Genomic DNA, 18,867 nt, shown 5'->3' on the forward strand with positions numbered 1-18,867 from the left:
CCGTCCTGCTCGGGGTGATCCTCGGCCCGCGATCATCAAGGCGCCCGATATCATGGCCAAGCCGTAGGGGCGGGTCGGCCGGCCCCAGCAGGCTGACGGCGCTGAAGCGGCAGCAGCTCGCGTTCCGAGACTTTCTGCCCGCTTCCGCGTCGAAAGATGACGCGAACCCGCCTGCTTCTGGGTGCGCGCGCGAGGGCGCGTTCGCCCCTTGTCACCCCCGAAAACTAGCTGCTATGAGCGCGTTGCTCGTTTTGAGTATTGAGTGGTCGCGGGGGCGATCGTAGCGCTTTGGGGGGATACTATGGCTGACTTTCCGGCGGTTGTGGAGCTGAGCACCTTGGATGGAACCGACGGGTTCCGTATCTCGGGCGTCGCGAGCTTTGACTACAGCGGCCATTCGGTCGCCTCGGCTGGCGACGTCAACGGCGATGGCATCGACGACCTGATCATCGGGGCTCCAGGCGCCGACCCGAACGGCGGTTCATCAGGGGCCAGCTATGTGGTGTTCGGCAGCGACGCGGGGTTTTCGGCCAACTTCGACCTGTCGACCTTGGACGGAAGCAACGGCTTTCGCATCTCCGGGGTCGCGGCTCTTGACCAGAGCAGCCGTTCGGTCGCCTCGGCCGGAGACGTAAACGGTGATGGCATCGACGACCTGATCATCGGAGCTAAAGACGCCGACCCCAACGGCAGTGCCTCAGGGGCCAGCTATGTGCTGTTCGGCAGCGACGCGGGGTTTTCGGCCAACTTCGACCTGTCGAGCCTGGACGGGAGCAATGGCTTCCGCATCTCCGGAGTCGCGGCGTATGATCAAAGCGGCCGTTCGGTCGCCTCGGCCGGAGACGTCAACGGCGATGGCATTGACGACATGATCGTCGGGGCTCCGTACGCCGACCCCAACGTCAGCAACTCGGGCGCCAGCTACGTGGTCTTCGGCAGCAAGGCCGGGTTCACGGCCAACCTCAACCTGTCGGACCTGGACGGAAACAACGGTTTCAGCATTTTCGGGGTCGCCGCGGCTGACTTCAGCGGGTGGTCGGTCGCCTCGGCCGGAGACGTCAACGGCGATGGCCTCGACGACCTGATCGTCGGGGCTCGGGGCGCCGATCCCAACGGCAGCACTTCCGGCGCCAGCTATGTGGTCTTCGGCAAGGGCACGGGCTTCGGGGCCAACTTCGACCTGTCGAGCCTCAACGGATCCAACGGCTTCCGCATTGCCGGCGTCGCGTCCGCCGACCAGTCCGGCTACTCGGTCGCCTCGGCGGGCGATGTGAACGGCGATGGCCTCGACGACCTGATCGTCGGGGCTCGGGGCGCCGATCCCAACGGCAGCGGTTCAGGGGCCAGCTATGTGGTCTTGGGCAAGGCCACGGGGTTCGCGGCCAACCTCAATCTGTCGACCCTCGACGGAACCAACGGCTTCCGCATTTCCGGCGTCGCGGCGGGGGACGAAAGCGGCTTCTCGGTCGCCTCCGCCGGCGACGTCAACGGCGATGGCCTAGACGACTTGATCGTCGGGGCGAGGAACGCCGACCCCAACGGCCGCGGTTCCGGGGCCAGCTATGTGGTGTTCGGCAAGGACACGGCATTTGCGCCCAACCTCGACCTGTCGAGCCTGGACGGAACCAACGGCTTCCGCATCTCCGGCGTCGGGGAGGGTGACTACAGCGGGTGCTCGGTCGCCTCGGCCGGAGATGTAAACGGGGACGGCGCCGCCGACCTGATCATCGGGGCTCGGTTTGCCGGCCCGAACGTCACGTATTCCGGCGCGGCCTACATCATCTACGGCATTCCACCCGTGCCGGTGGTCGAGGTCGGCACGGTCGCCGATGACGTCTATGCGGGCGGCGGCGCCGCCGACGACCTCCGCGGAGCCGATGGGAAGGATATCCTGGACGGTCGGACGGGCGACGATCTGCTGAATGGCGGGAATGGCGCGGACCAGCTGTTCGGCCGCCTGGGAGCGGACGACCTGATCGGCGGGGCCGGCGGCGACCTGCTGGACGGGGGCTCGGGGGCGGACCAGATGGCCGGGGGTCTGGGAGACGACACCTATGTCGTGGACGACCTCGGCGATTTGGTCACCGAACTGGTTACCCAGGGCTCGGACCGGGTGCGCGCCAGCATCACCTATTCCCTGGGCGCCGAGGTCGAAAACCTGGAGCTGACCGGCTCGGCCAACATCAACGGCACGGGCAATGGCCTGGCCAACCAGCTCAGCGGCAACAGCGGCAACAACATCCTGTCCGGCGGCGGCGGCAATGACGTCATCCGGGGCAACGGCGGGCTCGATGACCTGAACGGGGACGACGGGAACGACCAGCTGCTGGGCGGTGACGGAAACGACGAGCTCTATGGCGGAGACGCCAGCGACATCCTCTCGGGCGGCGCGGACGACGACACCCTGTACGGCGGGGCCGGTATCGACACCCTCGATGGCGGGACGGGTGCGGACGTCCTCTACGGCGAAGCCGGCAATGACCAGATGCAGGGCGGCGACGGGAACGACCAGCTGTTCGGCGGGGCTGACAACGATGTGCTGCGCGGCGGGTCCGGCGCCGACGTCCTCACTGGCGGCCTGGGGGACGACACCTATGTCGTCGACGACTACACCGACACCCTGGTCGAGGCGTCCGGCGAGGGCAGCGACATCGTCAAGGCCACGGTGAGCTGGACCCTGGGCGCCGACTTCGAACGGCTCATCCTCGAAGGCTCAGGCGACATCGACGGGACCGGCAACGAGCTTGCCAACCAACTCACCGGCAATGGCGGGGCCAATACGCTCGACGGCGGCGCGGGCGCGGACATCCTCAACGGCGGCCTGGGCGCCGACACCCTGATCGGCGGGCTGGGCGGCGACACCCTGATCGGTGGCGGCGGAAACGACGTTTTCCTGTTCCGCCAGGAGTCGGTGCGGGTCGGCCTCGGGGCCGTCGAGACCGACAGCATCAGCGACTACGCCATCGGTCAGGACGAACTCGACCTCTCCGACATCGACGCCATTGCCGGGACCCCCGGTGTCAACGACGCCTTCACCTTCGGCGCCTTCGACGGCACGGCGGGCAGGATCAGCCTGAGCTTCAGCGGCGGCATCACCACCGTCCTGCTGGACGTCGATGGCGATCGGAACGCCGACTACCGCCTGCGGATCAACGGCGATGTCACCGGCGATACCGGCGGCTGGGTGCTGTAGGCTACAGCGGGTCCGGGGCGTTGATCCGGCGCCACCGGGCCTCGATCAGGGCAAAGGCGCCGAAGGCCGCCAGGCCGACGCCGGTCAGGAACAGCAGGGGCGAGCCGAACGGCTGAGCCTCCAGCGCCTGCAGCGCCCCGCCCATGTTCCGCGCTTCGGACGACGAAAAGTCCCAGCCGGCCCGCACCAGGGTATAGCCCAGCGCGAGGAAGGCGACGCCGCGCGCGCCATAGCCGATGCGCCCCACCCAGCACAGCCAGCGGTGCGAGCGGGCTGGACAGCTCAGCTTCTCTCCGAACTTCGGCCGGAACAGCTGCACGATCCCCGCGATCCCAACCGCCACCACAAACAGCCCGACCCCGATCAGCAGCCAGTGGCCGAAGGGGATGGCCATCACCTCCGCCGCCATCTGCCGCGCATCCTGGTTCTCGTCGGCCTCGCCGATGTCCTCCAGCTCGTCCAGCAGTTCCAGCAGCGACCAGGCCAGGCCGCCGTACATCAGCCCGCTGATCGCCTGACCCGCGCGGCTGACCAGGGCCATGGGCTCGGTCCCCTGCCGGTCGGCGTCCAGCACCGCCTGCAGCCCGCGCCAGACCGAAAAGCCGATCAGCCCGGCGGCCAGGCCGGCGATCCATAACTGGCCCAGCCAGCCTTCCGCGAACGCCGTCACCGCTCCGCGCGCCCCGGCCGGCGTCCGCGCCAGTTCCACGGCCGCCAGGGCCGCCAGCAAGCCGATGCTCAAATAGACGAAGCCTCGCGCGCCATATCCCGCGCGCGATACCCACTCCAGCACCTCCGGCGTATCGACCTTGCCGCCGGCCCGAGCCAGCCGCTTAAGGCTCCGAGTTAGCCCCTTGGCCGCCATGATTCTCGTTTCCCCGTTGCCGGACAACAGCGTGACCACGCGGTGTTGGTTCCCGCTCCGCGACGGCGAAGAGGAGCCGCCGTCCACTCCGCAAGATCTAGCGGCGCTGACAACGACCGGTGGACCGGCGGGATCAGCGAAGCCTCCACCATCGGCGCCTTCTACGGCACGGCCGGAAGGATCAGCCTGAGCATCGGCGGCGTCATCACGACGGTTTTGCTCGATCTCGAAGGACACCGCATCGCCGACTACGACCTGCGGATCAACGGCGATGTAACGGCGGAATAAGACGATCGATTACTTCGAAGTCATTACATTCCGTTTAAGTGTCAAAAGCTTAATGCGCATCCTTTCGTTTAGCCTTGCCCCCCGCTGTTCTGATCCGCTAACCGTCCGCCCCCTCGCTTTGAGGGAACGGCGGTCGCCGATGCGACCGCAGCAACAGAGGGCATTCCATGGCCGATTTTCCGGCAACTGTTAACGTCTCGGCGCTCAATGGCAGCGACGGATTCACCATCACCGCCGGCGGCGTCAGCGCCACCGGCATCACCGTTTCGTCGGCTGGCGACGTGAACGGGGACGGGGTCGAGGACTTCGTGATCGGCATCGACGGCTCGCCGGCGAACCGCGCCTATGTGCTTTTCGGCGACGAAGGCGGCTTCCCCTCCACCCTGGCGCTGTCGGGCCTGGACGGGACCAACGGCTTCTGGGTCACCGGCGAGACGACCAGCGACCGCGCCGGCGGCTCGGTCGGCGCGGCCGGCGATTTCAACAACGATGGCTATGACGACATCATTGTCGGCGCCCGGGGCAACGATCCGGGCGGCGTGACCAACGCCGGGTCGGCCTACATCGTCCTGGGCGGACCCAGCCCCGCCACCGGCGGCCTGGGCAGCGCCTTCAAGCTGTCCGGTGTGGTCAGCGAGGATCTGGTCGGATGGTCGGTCGCCGGGATCGGCGACATCAACGGTGACGGCTTCGACGATGTCCTGGTCGGCGCCAAGTATGCCGACATCAACGGCTCCTCCAGCGGGGCCGCTTACGTGGTGTTCGGCCATGCCTCGCCCAGCGGCGTGCTGGATCTGTCGACCCTCGATGGCGCCAACGGCTTCCGGATCGGCGGCGTCGCGGCCATCGACCTGGCCGGCTACTCGGTCGGCGCGGCCGGCGACGTCAATGGCGACGGGATCGACGACCTGGTGATCGGCGCGACCGGCGTCGACAGCGCCAACGCTGGGTCCGGCGCCGCCTATGTTGTGTTCGGCTCCGCCGACGAGCCCTTCGACGCAGACCTCGACCTGTCGGCCCTGAATGGGAGCAACGGCTTCCGCATCGCCGGCACGACGACCAACGAATATGTTGGCTTCTCGGTCGCCTCCGCGGGGGACATCAACGGCGATGGCTTCGATGACCTGGCGGTCGGCGGCCGCGGCTCGGGCGGAACCGGCGGGGTGTCCATCATCTTCGGCTCGAACGCCGGGTTCGCCGCCACCCTCAGCGTGACCGACCTGAACGGGACCAACGGCTTCCGCATCGCCGGGGAGGCCGGGGCCGATCATGCCGGCCGCTCGGTCTCGGCGGCCGGAGACCTCAACGGCGACGGGATCGACGACCTGATCATCGGGGCCCCGCAGGCGGACCCCAACGGCTCCAGCTCCGGCGCCGCCTATGTGGTCTTCGGCAGCCGCACCGGCTTCGGCGCCACCCTCGCCCTCTCCAGCCTGGACGGGAGCAACGGCTTCCAGATCAACGGCGCGGCCGCCAACGATCGCGCCGGCTGGTCGGTCAGTTCCGCCGACATCAACGGTGATGGCAACAGCGACATCATCATCGGGGCCCGGCTGAGCAGCGGCGCGGGCGCGGCCTACGTCATCTACGGCCTCCCGCCCGCGCCGGTGGTCGAGGTCGGCACGGGCGCCAACGACGCCTATGTGGGCGGCGGCGCGGCCGACGATCTCAGCGGCGCGGGGGGGGATGACACCCTCGAGGGCCTGACCGGCGATGACCTGCTGAACGGCGGGGACGGGAAGGACAGGCTGTACGGCGGTCTGGGCGCCGACGACCTGGTCGGCGGAATCGGCGGCGACCTGCTGGACGGCGGCGAGGGCGCTGATGAGATGGCGGGGGGAGCGGGCGACGACACCTATGTCGTGGACGACCTCGGCGACACGATCACCGACACCAGCGGCGTGGACCGCGTCCGGGCCGGCATCACCTACACGCTCGGCGCCGACGTGGAGAATCTGCAGCTTACCGGCACGGCTGACATCGATGGCGTCGGCAACGCCGGCGCAAACCAGATCGACGGCAACAGCGGCGCCAACACCCTCAACGGCGGCGGCGGAAATGACGTCATCCGTGGCGCCGGCGGCCTGGACACCCTGGAGGGCGAGAGCGGCGCCGACCAGTTGCTGGGCGGCGACGGGGACGATCTCCTCTACGGGGGAGATGCCAACGACGTCCTGCAGGGCGGGGCGGACGCCGACACCCTTCACGGCGGGGCGGGCGTCGATACCCTGGACGGCGGGACCGGCGAGGATGTCCTCAACGGCGATGCCGGCAACGACAGGCTCGATGGCGGTGATGCGGACGACGCGCTGTTCGGCGGCGCCGACAACGATCAGCTGACCGGCGGCGCCGGCGCCGACATCCTGACCGGAGGGATCGGGGACGACACCTATATCGTCACCGACTATCTCGACATCCTTGTCGAGGCGGTGGGCGAGGGCAACGACATCGTCCGCAGCACGGTCACCTGGGGTCTGGCCGACAACTTCGAACGGCTGGTCCTGGAAGGGACGAGCGACATCGACGGCAGCGGCAACGACCAGGCCAATCAGATCACCGGCAACAGCGGGGCCAACCTGCTGTTCGGCGGCAATGGCGCCGATACCCTCAATGGCGGTCTCGGCAACGACGAGATCATCGGTGGGGCCGGCAACGATATCCTGATCGGCGGCGGCGGCGCCGACGTCTTCTTCGTGCAGATCGAGTCCATCTCCCCCAGCACCGACCTGATCGGCGCCTTGGAGACCGACACCATCAGCGACTATGTCATCGGCCAGGACAGCATCGACTTCTCGGACGTGGACGCGGACATCTCCACCAATGGGATCGACGAAGCCCTGACCTTCGGCGCCTTCGACGGCACGGCCGGCAGGATCAGCCTGAGCTTCAGCGGTGGGATCACCACCGTTCTGCTGGACGTCGATGGCGACCGGAACGCCGACTACCGGCTGCGGATCAATGGCGATGTCACCGCCGATACGGCGGGGTGGGTTCTCTAAAGCCCGCCGCCGCCCTGGCTGAGGGACTGGTAGCTGCGGCCCGCGCCCGGCGCCGGACCCTTGGCCAGGGCGGCCTTCAGCCACGCCATGTTGCTGTCCACCATCTCCGGCGGCAGGTCGCGGCGGGCCAGCTGTTCGGCCTCCGGCAGCCGGCCTTGCAGTCCGACCACCAGCGCCAGGTTCTGGCGCACCTGGATGGTCGCGCGCGGGCTGGCGGCGGCGCGGCGCAGCAGGGCTTCGGCGGCGGGCAGGTCGCCGCGCGCCGCCTGGAACATGGCAAGGTTGGTCAAGGCCGCCGGCTCGTCGGGCGCCAGGGCCACGGCCTGGCGGTGGGCGGCCAGGGCCTCCTCGTCCCGCTGCGCCTGCTCATAGGCCACACCCAGCAGCGAATGAGGCCGCCAGTCGCGGGGGCTCAGGGCCGCGGCCTTGCGGGCCGGCTCGATAGAATAGAAGCCCTGGCCCATGCCGATGAAGCCGCGAGCGCTTTCCAGAAGGGCGTTGAGGTTTTGCGGATCGACCACCAGCACCGCCTGGGCGGTGGCCACCGCGTCGCGGTAGCGGCCCATCGCCCGTAGCGACTGCGACAGGGCGACCCCGGCCTCGGCGTCGCGCGGATCAACCTCGAACTCCCGGCCCCAAAAGGCGGCGGCGGCCAGGGGATCGAACCGGCGCGCCTCGGCGCGCTGGGCGGCGGTGGCCTTGGCCTCTCGAGGCGTGGGGGTGGCGGCGATCGGGGTGATGGCGCCGGGGGCCTGGGCCGCAGGGGCCTTCGCAGGCGCCTCGGCCTTCTTTTCTTCCTTCTTGCCGCCGAACGGCCAGGCCTGGGCGGCGCCGGGCAGGCTGAACGCCAGCAGGGCAGGGGCGAGAATGGTTGCGGCGAGGACGCGCTTGCGCGACATGGGGAAGTCCCTTGGCCAGTCCGACAGGCGCCCAGTCTCGCCGCTCCGGCTCAAGGAATCGTTAAGCATGTCCGTTAAGAGACCGCCTCCCATGACCGACCCCGTGATCGCCGCCGCCGAAGGCCGCGCCATCCCCGTTCTGGCGGTGACCACGGCCGCCTGGCCGGCCCTGCTCAGCGAGCGGCCGGCCTCCCTGGGCCGGCTGGCGGAGATCGCCGGCTTCAAGGCCAGGAGCGGCCAGCTGATGCCGGTCCACGACATCGATGGCGAGATCGACATGGTGCTGTTCGGTCTCGGCGACGGCGGCGAGGTTTCCGTGTTCCGCGCCCTGGCCGCCAAGTTGTCGGCCGGCGACTATCAGCTGCAGACGCCGGAGGGCCTCGATCCCACGGCCGTCGCCCTGGCCTTCGCGCTGGGCGGCTACCGCTTCGACCGCTACCGCGCGGGCCGCGAGGCCGGCCCCCGGCTGGTTGTGCCCGGCGCGGATCTGGCCGCCGTCCACAGCCTGGCCCATGCCTGCGCCCTGGCCCGCGACATGGTCAACACCCCGGCCGGCGACATGGGCCCGCTGCAGATCGAGACCATCGCCCGCGAGATCGCCGAGCAGCATGGCGCGACCATCGCCGTGGTCACGGGCGATGAGCTGCTGGCCGAGGGCTATCCCTCCGTCCACGCCGTCGGCCGCGCCGCCGGTCCTGGACGTGATCCCCGGATCATCGAGATCGCCTGGACCGGTCCCGGCGCCGGTCCAGACGCCCCGCTCGTCGCCCTGGTCGGCAAGGGGGTGACCTTCGACACCGGCGGCCTGAACATCAAGCCGGGCGCCGGCATGCGCAACATGAAGAAGGACATGGGCGGCGCGGCCCACGCCCTGGCGCTGGCTCGGATGGTGATGGACGCGGGCCTGCCCGTGCGCTTGGCCGTGCTGGTCCCGGCGGTGGAGAACGCCATCAGCGGCGACGCCATGCGGCCGGGCGACGTGCTCAACACGCGCAAGGGCCTGACCGTCGAGGTCGGGAACACCGACGCCGAGGGCCGCCTGATCCTGTCCGACGCCCTGACCCGCGCCCAGGAACTCAGCCCCGCCCTGACCATCGACCTGGCCACCCTGACCGGCGCCGCCCGCATCGCGCTGGGCCCACAGGTGATCCCCTTCTACACCGACGACGAGGCCCTGGCCGCCGACCTGGCCGCCGCCTCCCGCGCAACCGAGGACCCCCTGTGGCGCATGCCCCTTTGGCCCGGCTACGAGGAAGCGCTGGATGGAGACCTCGCCGACCTGAAGAACGACCCCGACGGTTGGGCTCAGGCCGGGTCGGTGACCGCCGCCCTGTTCCTCAAGCGCTTCGCCCCAACCTCGGGCAGCTGGGTCCACCTCGACATCTTCGCCTGGAACCCCAAGGGCCGGCCTGGCTGGCCGACCGGCGCCGAGGCCCAGGCGATCCGCGCCCTCTTCAAACTGATCAAGGACCGCTTCGGATGAGCTTCGACCGCCGGCTGACCCTGATCCACGAGGGAACCGCCGCCCGCGTCCTGGAGGGCGTGGTCGCGGCCGAGACCTACGACGACCCGATCGCCATGACCTGCGTCGCCCCCTCCGCTCCGCTTCGCCGCCATAGGGACGACGGCGCCGAGCAGGAGAGCCTGCTGCTGTTCGGCGAGCAATTCGATGTGCTGCTGGAGCGCGACGGGTTCGCCTTCGGCAGGCTGGCGCGCGACGGCTACGTCGGCTGGGTGCGCAGCGACGCCCTGGCCGCCCCGGCGCTCAGCCCCACGCATCGGGTCACGGCGCTGCGGACCTATGCCTTCAGCCGCCCGGACATCAAGTCGCCCCCCGTCGGCCTTTACTCCCTGAACGCCCTGGTCGCGGTCGAGGAAGCCGATGGCCGGTTCGCCCGCGCCGCCCACGCCGGCTGGTTCATGACCGACCATCTGGCCCCGGTCGGCTCCGCCTTCCGGACCGACCCGGCCGAGGTCGCCACCACCTTCCTCGGCGCCCCCTACCTGTGGGGCGGCCGCGAGAGCCTGGGCCTGGACTGTTCGGGCCTGGTGCAGCAGGCCCTGCTGGCCTGCGGCCGGGCCTGCCCGCGCGATACCGACATGCAGGCGAAGATCGGCCAGGCCATCGACCGCGCGGCGCTCGATCGCGGCGACCTGGTCTTCTGGAAGGGTCATGTTGCGATGATGCTCGACGCCGAGCGGATGATCCATGCCAACGCCCACCATATGGCCGTGACGATCGAGCCGCTGGAGGCCGCCGTTGCCCGCATCGAGGCAGCCGGGAACGGGGCGCCCACAGCCTATCGGCGACCCTGACGCCCAAAGAAAAACGGGCCCCAGCGCGTGGAGCCCGTTGATTTTGATCTGCCGGCCTTGCCGCCTACTTCGGCGGGGCGGGCGTCGTCGGCTTGGCGGCTTCGGCGGTGGCCGGCGGCTGGGTCGCGCCGCCCGGGGCGGTCGTCGGGGCCGGGGTCGTGCCGGTGGCGGTCGGATCGGTCGCGTCGGCCGCTGGGGCGTCGGTCGGGGCGGCGGCGGGCTTGGGCGCCGGCACCGCCAGGGTCGAGCCCAGGCTGTGCAGGTAGGACAGCATGGCGATGCGGTCTTCCTGCTTCTTCAGGCCGACGAAGGACATCTTGGTGCCGGGGACGTGCTTCTGCGGCGCCTTGAGGAACTGGTCCATCTCGTCCCAGGTCCAGGTCTTGCCCGCGCCCCAGGTCTTCATGCCGTCGGAATAGGCGAAGCCGGCGTGGGTGCCGGGGACCTTGCCCAGGATGCCGTACAGGTTCGGGCCGGTGCCATTGGCGCCGCCGGGGGTGAAGGTGTGACAGCTGGTGCACTTGGCCGAGACCGCGGCGCCCAGCGCCGGATTGGTGGCCGGGATCACCGTGCCCCAATCGGGAGCGACCTCGACCGGGCCGGCGCCGCCGGTGTCTTCCACGACGGTCACGGCGTAGCCGAACTTTTCCTTCTCAAGCTCGTGGCTCGTAAACAGGATGCCGCTGACTTCACGCAGGCCAAAGATGGCCAGGCCCGCCGCCAGCACACCGCCGGCGATCTTGTTGAAGGTCAGGTCGCTCATGTCCGCTCTGAACTCGTCTGTTTCGAGACCGACCGGGAAACTCAGAATCCCGGCCCTTGTTGCGCGTGCGTCTCTGACACGCTACCGCCGCCTTCGCAAGCGGCGCGCCGCCCGTTGATCCCATTCTGAGCGCATGAAACCGATCGTCCTCATTCCGGCCCGCATGGCCGCCACCCGGTTGCCCGACAAGCCGTTGGCCGACATCGGCGGTCTGGCGATGATCGTGCGCGTCCTGCGCCAGGCCGAAGCGGCCGACATCGGGCCTGTCGCGGTGGCTGCGGGCGATCCCGAGATCGTCGAGGCGGTGCGCGGCGCGGGCGGCAAGGCGGTGCTGACCGACCCGGCCCTGCCCAGCGGTTCGGACCGCATTCAGGCGGCCCTGGCGGAGCTCGACCCCGCCGGCGCCCATGACGCGGTGATCAACCTGCAGGGCGATATGCCCTTCGTCGAACCCTCGGTGCTCAGCGCCTGCGCCGGCCTGCTGGCCGCCCAGCCCTCCTGCGACGTCGCCACGGTGGTCGCGCCCGAGGCCTCGCCTGACGACCGCGCCAACCCCGACGTGGTCAAGGCCATCCTGGCGCTCCAGGCCGACGGCCAGTCCGGCCGCGCCCTCTACTTCACCCGCTCCACCCTCTACGGTGACGGCCCCGTCTGGCGCCACATCGGCATCTACGGCTACCGCCGCGCCGCGCTCGAGCGATTTAACAGCGCGCCGCCTTCGGCTCTGGAGCGGCGCGAGAAGCTGGAACAACTTCGCGGCCTGGAAATGGGCCTCGAATACTGGGCGTCCATCGCAGCGGCCGCGCCCATCTCCGTCGACAACCCGGCCGACCTCGAAGCCGCCCGGGCTTACGCAAAGACCCTCTGATCATGCTCAAGAAGATCGCCTTCCAGGGCGCCCCCGGCGCCAACAGCCACGAGGCCTGCCGCGACTATTTCCCCGGCTACGAAGCCGCCCCCTACGCCACCTTCGAAGAGGCCTTCGAGGCGGTGAGCAGCGGCGTCTGCGAACTGGGGATGATCCCGGTCGAGAACTCCATCGCCGGCCGGGTGGCCGACGTCCACCACCTGCTGCCCTCCAGCGGCCTGAAGATCATCGGCGAGCGGTTCAAGCCGATCCGCTTCCAGCTGATGGCCAACAAGGGCGTCAAGCTGGACCAAGTAAAGACGGTCTCCAGCATGGCCATCGCCCTGCACCAGTGCCGTCGGTCGCTCAAGAAGCTCGGCGTCGAAACCGAGGCCGTCGGCGACACCGCCGGCGCCGCCCGCGCCCTGTCCCAGAACCCCGATCCGACCAAGGCCGCCATCGCCCCGGCCCTGGCCGCCGAGATCTACGGCCTCGATATCCTGGCCAAGGACATCGAGGACGAGCGCCACAACACCACCCGCTTCCTGGTGATGACCGCCGACAAGGCCCCGGCCCCGCCCCCCTTCACCCAGCGCTGCATCACCAGCTTCTGCTTCCGGGTGAAGAACCTTCCCGCCGCCCTCTACAAGGCGATGGGCGGGTTCGCGACCAACGGCGTCAACATGACCAAGCTGGAAAGCTATATGGAGGGCGGCGCCTTCACCGCCACCTTCTTCTACGCCGAGGTCGACGGCCGCCCCGAGGACCGGGGCCTGGCCCTGGCGCTGGAGGAGCTGGGCTTCTTCACCGACCGTCTGGAAATCCTCGGCGTCTTCCCGGCCGACCCCTTCCGGGACCGCGTGTAGCGCGAGCGGCTTTGACGAAACCGTCGACGCGCGCCACCGTTACCTCATGATGCGCAAAGCCCTCTTCGCCTCCCTCGCCGTCCTCGCGCTCGCCGCCTGCGACCGCCCCGCCAAGACCGAGGAAAAGGTCGAGACGGCCCCATCCGTCGGCCAGGAGGCGCTCGGGCCCGCCGCCGGTGCGGTGGATGCTGTCACCGGCGCGCCGGCCGATCCTGGCGCGCCCATGACCGACCCGCCCGCCGGGGCCGGCGAACAGGGCGGCACGGACCAGTGGCGCGCCGTCGCCAATGCCGAGGACGAGGACCGCATCGCCCGCCTGCCCGACGCCTGGCGTACCGCCCTGCGCGAGGCGAACGCCGACCACGGCGCCATGGTCGATACCCAAGGCATGCTGCTGGTCCCCGACGCCGCTCTGGCCGGCAACCTGCAGCCCGCCCCCGGAACCTATCGCTGCAAGACGATCAAGCTCGGCTCCCAACTGCAGCCGGCGGGCCTGGCCTACATCGAATACCCGCCGTTCAAATGCACCATCGAGCTGACCCCCGGCGGCGACCTGATCCTCACCAAGACCACCGGCAGCCAACGCCTGCGCGGCCTGCTCTATCCAGACACCGACAAGCGCCTGGTGTTCATCGGCGCCCAGGCCTGGGGCGCCGAAGAAAAGGGCTACCCCACCTACGGCCAGATGCCCGAACGCGACCAGATCGGCGTTTTCGAGCGCGTCGGGACCGACCGCTGGCGCCTGACCCTGCCCTGGCCAAAGCAGGAATCGAAGCTCGACGTGCTGGAGTTGCGGAAGTAGCGGCGGGCGGTTGCCCTGACCCATCCCGCCTCATAGGCTCCCTCACACCTCGGGGAGCCGCCATGTCCGTCCGCCACAAAGCCTTCGCTTCGGCCGCCGCCGTTCTCGCCCTTTCGCTCGTCGGCGCCGCCTCGGCCCAGGAGGGCCTCCCGCCTGACGTCCAACGCTTCCGTGGTCTCTATGAAGAGCTGGTCGAGACCAACACCACCCTGTCGTCCGGCAGTTGCACCCTGGCCGCCGAGCGGATGGCCGCTCGGCTGAAGGCCGCCGGCTATCCGGACGCCGACGTCCGTATCCTGGTTCCCGACGGCCGCCCCAAGGACGGCAACCTGATCGCCGTCCTCAAGGGCTCCGACCCCAAGGCCAAGCCGCTGCTCCTGCTGGCCCACATCGACGTGGTCGAGGCCAACCGCGCCGACTGGGAGCGTGATCCCTTCACCCTCGTCGAGGAGAACGGCTACTTCTACGCCCGCGGCGCCAGCGACGACAAAGCCATGGCCGCAATCTTCACCGACAGCATGGTCCGCTACCGCGAGGAGGGCTTCAAACCCAGGCGCGACATCAAGCTGGCCCTGACCTGTGGCGAGGAGACGGCCGACACCTTCAACGGCGTCGACTGGCTGTTGAAAAACCATCCGGACGCCCTCGCCGCCGGCATGGCGCTCAACGAGGGCGCGGGCGGCCGGCTCGACGCGGCGGGCAAGCCGCAGTACCTGGGCATCCAGGCCGGCGAGAAGATCTACCAGGACTACACCCTGGAGATCACCAACGTCGGCGGCCACTCCTCCCGCCCGTTCAAGGACAACGCCATCGTCCGGCTCTCCAAGGCCCTAGCCAAGATCGGCGACCACGACTTCCCCATCGCCATCAATGAGTCGGTCCGCCTCAACTTCGAAGGCTCCGCCAAGCTGGAAACCCCGGAGACCGCCGCCGCCCTGCTGGCCCTTCTCAAGGACCCGACCGATACGGCCGCCGCCGAGATCGTCGCCAAGGATCGCGGCCGCAACAGCATGATGCGCACCACCTGCGTCCCGACCCAGGTCGCCGCCGGCCACGCCCCGAACGCCCTGCCGCAACGGGCCACCGCCAACGTCAACTGCCGCATCCTTCCCGGCAACGACCCGCGCCAGGTGGCCAAGGACCTCGAACGCATCATCGGCGATCCCGGCATCAAGGTGACCCTGGCCGCCGAGCCCAGCGCCATCGCGGTCGCCCCGCCGCTCGATGAGAAGGTCCTCGGGCCCGCCCGCAAGGTCGCCGCCAAGCTGTGGCCAGGCGTCCCCCTGATCCCGATCATGACCACCGGCGCCACCGACGGCCGCTTCACCACGGCGGCCGGCATCCCGACCTACGGCCTGAGCGGCCTGTTCGGCGACCCCGACGGCGGCGGCACGCACGGCCTGAACGAGCGCATCCGGGTGAAGAGCCTCTACGACGGCCGCCTGTTCCTGCACGAGGTGGTCAAGCTCTACGCCGTGCAGCGGTAGGGGACCGGTTGCGCGCAAAGCGCGCTACCTGTCCCCGGTCAGCACCGGCCGTCGACCCAAGCTCGGTCCAGCCGTACTGCCAACTGTCTGGTCCGAGCCCGCCATTCGCCTACGGCGCTGACCGGGGACAGGTAGCGCGCGTTGCGCGCAACCGGTCCCCACCCCTTGTGTGGCCCAATCGCCACACTTACATGCCCCTCAAGCTCATTGTGCTCAGCCGAGGCAGGGAGCCTTATCCGCCTTCTCAGGGGACCGCCCAAGTGAACATCGACCTCTACTCCGACCGCGCCAAACAGGCCGTGCAATCGGCCCAATCGCTGGCCCTGGCCCGCCGCCACCAGCACCTCACCCCCGACCACATCCTGAAAGTCCTGCTCGAGGAAAAGGACGGCCTCTCCCGCGCCCTGATCCAGAGCGCCGGCGGCCGGCCCGACGTCGCCGACCAGGCGGTCGAGGCCAACCTCGGCAAGATGCCCAAGGTCGAGGGCGGCAGCGGCCAGCTTTATATGAAGCCTGAGACCGCCCGCGTCTTCGCCGCCGCCGAGGAGGCCGCCAAGGCGGCGGGTGACGCCTTCGTCACCACCGAACGCCTGCTGATCGCCACCGCCAAGGAAGGCGGCGACGCCGCCACGGCGCTGAAGGCCGCCGGCGCCGACGAGAAGAAACTCACCAAGGCCGCCGACGAGATCCGCAAGGGCCGCACCGCCGACAGCGCCGGCGCCGAGGACGGCTACGACGCCCTCAAGCGCTACGCCCGCGACCTGACCCAGGCCGCCCGGGACCAGAAGCTCGACCCGGTCATCGGCCGCGACGAAGAGATCCGCCGCACTATCCAGGTTCTGGCCCGCCGCACCAAGAACAACCCCGTCCTCATCGGCGAACCCGGCGTCGGCAAGACCGCCATCGTCGAGGGCCTGGCCATCCGCATGGTCAACGGCGACGTTCCCGAAAGCCTGAAGGACAAGAAGCTCCTCAGCCTCGACATGGGCGCCCTGATCGCCGGCGCCAAATACCGCGGCGAGTTCGAGGAACGGCTGAAGGCCGTGCTCAACGAGGTCACCGCCGCCGAGGGCGGCATCGTCCTGTTCATCGACGAGATGCACACCCTGGTCGGGGCAGGGAAAGCCGACGGCGCCATGGACGCCTCCAACCTGCTGAAACCCGCCCTGGCGCGCGGCGAGCTGCACTGCGTCGGCGCCACCACGCTCGACGAATACCGCAAGCATGTGGAGAAGGACGCCGCCCTGGCCCGCCGCTTCCAGCCGGTGTTCGTCGATGAGCCGACGGTGGAGGACACCGTCTCCATCCTCCGCGGCCTGAAGGAAAAGTACGAGCTCCACCACGGCGTGCGGATCACCGACGGCGCCATCGTGGCCGCCGCCACCCTGGCCAACCGCTACATCACCGACCGCTTCCTGCCCGACAAGGCCATCGACCTGATGGACGAGGCCGGCAGCCGCGTGCGCATGGCCGTCGACAGCAAGCCCGAGGAACTGGACGAGATCGACCGCCGCCTGGTGCAGCTGAAGATCGAGCGCGAGGCCCTGAAGAAGGAAACCGACAACGCCTCCAAAGCCCGCCTCGAAAACCTCGAGGTCGAGATCGACGATCTGCAGTTCCGCTCTGACGAAATGACCGCCAAGTGGAAACAGGAGAAGGAAAACCGCGGCGCCGAGGCCCAGTCTCGCGAAGCCCTCGAACGCCTCAAGGCCGAGCTGGTCTCCGCCCAGCGCAACGGCGACCTGATGCGGGCATCGGAGATCGCCTATGGCGAAATCCCCGCCCTCGAAAAGCGCCTGGCCGAGGAAGAGGCCAAGGACGCCGCCCAGCCCGACGTCGCCCCCGAGGTCGTCGACGACCAGCAGATCGCCGCCGTGGTCAGCCGCTGGACCGGCGTCCCGGTCGAAAAGATGCTGGAGGGCGAGCGCGAAAAGCTGCTGCGCATGGAGGACGGCCTGCGCGGCCGCGTGGTCGGCCAGGAGGAAGCCCTGGTCGCCGTCTCCGACGCCGTCCGCCGGGCCCGCGCGGGCCTGAAGGACCCGCAACGCCCGATCGGCAGCTTCCTGTTCCTCGGCCCCACGGGCGTGGGCAAGACCGAGCTGACCAAGGCCCTGGCCGAATACCTGTTCGATGACGAGGCGGCGGTCACCCGCCTCGACATGAGCGAGTACATGGAAAAGCACAGCGTCAGCCGCATGATCGGCGCGCCTCCCGGCTACGTCGGCTATGACGAGGGCGGCGCCCTGACCGAAAGCGTGCGCCGCCGGCCCTACCAGGTCGTGCTGTTCGACGAGGTCGAAAAGGCCCACCCGGACGTCTTCAACGTCCTCCTCCAGGTCCTCGACGACGGCCGCCTGACCGACGGCCAGGGCCGCACGGTCGACTTCCGCAACACCCTGATCATCATGACCAGCAACATGGGCGCCGAATACCTCGCCGCCCAGGCCGACGGCGAGGATGTCGAGGCCGTCCGGCCCCAGGTGATGGACGTCGTCCGCAAGAACTTCCGCCCCGAATTCCTCAACCGCATCGACGAGATCATCCTTTTCAAGCGGCTGGCCCGGGCGGACATGAGCAGCATCGTCCGCATCCAGCTGGCCCGCGTCGAAAAGCTCCTCGCCGACCGGAGAATGGCCATCGCTCTCGACGACGGCGCCCTCCACTGGTTGGCCGAAAAGGGCTACGACCCGGTCTACGGCGCACGCCCCCTGAAGCGCGTGATCCAGAAAGACCTTGTCGACCCCATCGCCAAGAAGCTCCTGGCCGGCGACCTGGAAGACGGCAGCGTCATCCAGGTCCACGCCGGCGACGGCGCCCTGGAGATCGGCAAGGCCCGGGTGCACTAACAACAGGGCGGCAGCTCAGCCATCGCTCTCCCCCACTTGGTGGGGGAGTGGCTTTGGCGAGCGCTGCAAGCGAGCCAAACCGAGGGGGCACATCCACCGGCGGCTGTGAGGTCCGACGCCGCCGCCGGTGTCTCAGGACCTGGCGCCAACCCCTAACCGCCGGCGCGGCCCCGCCTCCTGGTCCGTCGCTCACGCTCCGAACCGTCCTCCGCCCCCTCCCGGGGGCGGAGAGCGATCCCCATAGCCAACCACCCCAAACCCGCGCCATCATACAGCCTCCAGTCGCGAGGCTCCATGCGCACACCCCTCCTGATCGCCCTGGCCGCCTTGGCCACGACCGCCTTCGCCCCCGGCCAGCCGGACCCCGACCGCCGCCCCAACGCCTTGGGCAGCTTCCAGGCTCTCGGCGCCGTCGATGTCGACTTCGCCATGCGCGAGATCTGCTTCCCCTATGTGCTCGGCGAGGGGCAACCCTCCGAACTGACCGCCCGCTCCGGCGTCTTCCGCCTTGAAAAGCCCCCCGCCTGGTCCAAAGGCCGCCCCACCTGGTGGGTTGGCCGCCGCGACCTGCAGGTGTCCATGGCCTCAACCCGCAACGGCGGCCGAGCCTGTTCCGTGATCGTCCTCGACGGCGACCCGGCCCCCCACCGCGCCGCCCTTGACCAGGCCATGACCCACTGGCGCACGCCCCTGCAC

General features: G+C 69.4%; 14 protein-coding genes. 11 read left to right on the forward strand and 3 right to left on the reverse strand.

Features of this window, described 5'->3' with window-relative positions; translation table 11 throughout:
* The first annotated feature begins 301 nt into the window (after positions 1-301).
* The gene (locus GVN21_RS21225) at positions 302-3,193 is read left to right on the forward strand and encodes an FG-GAP repeat protein (RefSeq protein WP_166575478.1); all 2,892 of its coding nucleotides are present in this window, start codon (positions 302-304) and stop codon (positions 3,191-3,193) included.
* Position 3,194: 1 nt separating this feature from the next.
* Here the strand turns inward: GVN21_RS21225 and GVN21_RS14530 are convergent, their stop codons facing one another.
* Positions 3,195-4,058: a DUF1206 domain-containing protein gene (locus tag GVN21_RS14530; RefSeq protein ID WP_166575479.1), complete on the reverse strand. Its 864-nt coding sequence runs from the start codon at positions 4,056-4,058 to the stop codon at positions 3,195-3,197.
* Positions 4,059-4,100: 42 nt separating this feature from the next.
* Here GVN21_RS14530 and GVN21_RS14535 point away from each other — a divergent pair, with 42 nt between their 5' ends.
* Together GVN21_RS14535 and GVN21_RS14540 are read left to right on the forward strand one after the other, a co-directional pair.
* The gene (locus GVN21_RS14535) at positions 4,101-4,346 is read left to right on the forward strand and encodes a hypothetical protein (RefSeq protein WP_166575480.1); all 246 of its coding nucleotides are present in this window, start codon (positions 4,101-4,103) and stop codon (positions 4,344-4,346) included.
* A 167-nt stretch (positions 4,347-4,513) separates the two neighbouring features.
* Positions 4,514-7,345, forward strand: a complete 2,832-nt coding sequence (locus GVN21_RS14540) for an FG-GAP repeat protein (RefSeq protein WP_166575481.1) — start codon at positions 4,514-4,516, stop codon at positions 7,343-7,345.
* On the opposite strand, the gene GVN21_RS14545 is transcribed toward GVN21_RS14540, so the two are convergent.
* Entirely contained in the window at positions 7,342-8,244 is a 903-nt protein-coding gene (locus GVN21_RS14545) for a tetratricopeptide repeat protein (RefSeq protein WP_205690103.1), read from the reverse strand. The genes GVN21_RS14540 and GVN21_RS14545 overlap by 4 nt on opposite strands.
* A 91-nt stretch (positions 8,245-8,335) precedes the next feature.
* Here GVN21_RS14545 and GVN21_RS14550 point away from each other — a divergent pair, with 91 nt between their 5' ends.
* Together GVN21_RS14550 and GVN21_RS14555 are read left to right on the forward strand one after the other, a co-directional pair.
* Positions 8,336-9,727 (forward strand): leucyl aminopeptidase family protein, encoded by a 1,392-nt coding sequence (locus GVN21_RS14550; RefSeq protein WP_166575483.1) that lies wholly within the window; start codon positions 8,336-8,338, stop codon positions 9,725-9,727.
* Positions 9,724-10,560 (forward strand): NlpC/P60 family protein, encoded by an 837-nt coding sequence (locus GVN21_RS14555; RefSeq protein ID WP_166575484.1) that lies wholly within the window; start codon positions 9,724-9,726, stop codon positions 10,558-10,560. Before GVN21_RS14550 ends, GVN21_RS14555 begins: the two co-directional genes overlap by 4 nt.
* A 64-nt stretch (positions 10,561-10,624) precedes the next feature.
* Here GVN21_RS14555 and GVN21_RS14560 read toward each other — a convergent pair whose 3' ends face one another.
* Positions 10,625-11,323 carry a cytochrome c family protein gene (locus GVN21_RS14560; RefSeq protein WP_166575485.1) on the reverse strand — a complete coding sequence of 233 codons (699 nt, stop codon included), beginning with the start codon at positions 11,321-11,323 and terminating at the stop codon, positions 10,625-10,627.
* 133 nt (positions 11,324-11,456) lie between these two features.
* Here GVN21_RS14560 and GVN21_RS14565 point away from each other — a divergent pair, with 133 nt between their 5' ends.
* From GVN21_RS14565 to GVN21_RS14590, 6 genes are all read left to right on the forward strand, one after another.
* Positions 11,457-12,191 (forward strand): 3-deoxy-manno-octulosonate cytidylyltransferase, encoded by a 735-nt coding sequence (locus tag GVN21_RS14565; protein ID WP_166575486.1) that lies wholly within the window; start codon positions 11,457-11,459, stop codon positions 12,189-12,191.
* Positions 12,188-13,036, forward strand: a complete 849-nt coding sequence (locus GVN21_RS14570) for a prephenate dehydratase (protein WP_166575492.1) — start codon at positions 12,188-12,190, stop codon at positions 13,034-13,036. Before GVN21_RS14565 ends, GVN21_RS14570 begins: the two co-directional genes overlap by 4 nt.
* 49 nt (positions 13,037-13,085) lie before the next feature.
* Positions 13,086-13,838 carry a DUF4893 domain-containing protein gene (locus GVN21_RS14575; RefSeq protein WP_205690104.1) on the forward strand — a complete coding sequence of 251 codons (753 nt, stop codon included), beginning with the start codon at positions 13,086-13,088 and terminating at the stop codon, positions 13,836-13,838.
* A gap of 62 nt (positions 13,839-13,900) precedes the next feature.
* A complete protein-coding gene (locus tag GVN21_RS14580) occupies positions 13,901-15,325 on the forward strand; it encodes a M20/M25/M40 family metallo-hydrolase (protein WP_166575488.1) in 1,425 nt (474 codons plus the stop codon).
* Between the two features lie 260 nt (positions 15,326-15,585).
* Positions 15,586-18,171 (forward strand): ATP-dependent chaperone ClpB, encoded by a 2,586-nt coding sequence (gene clpB, locus GVN21_RS14585; RefSeq protein WP_166575489.1) that lies wholly within the window; start codon positions 15,586-15,588, stop codon positions 18,169-18,171.
* A 294-nt stretch (positions 18,172-18,465) separates the two neighbouring features.
* Positions 18,466-18,867, forward strand: a 402-nt coding sequence (locus tag GVN21_RS14590; RefSeq protein WP_166575490.1) for a hypothetical protein, incomplete at its 3' end; no start/stop codon positions are given.

The sequence above is a fragment of the Caulobacter sp. SLTY genome (assembly GCF_009905535.1).
Classification (GTDB): Bacteria; Pseudomonadota; Alphaproteobacteria; order Caulobacterales; family Caulobacteraceae; genus Caulobacter.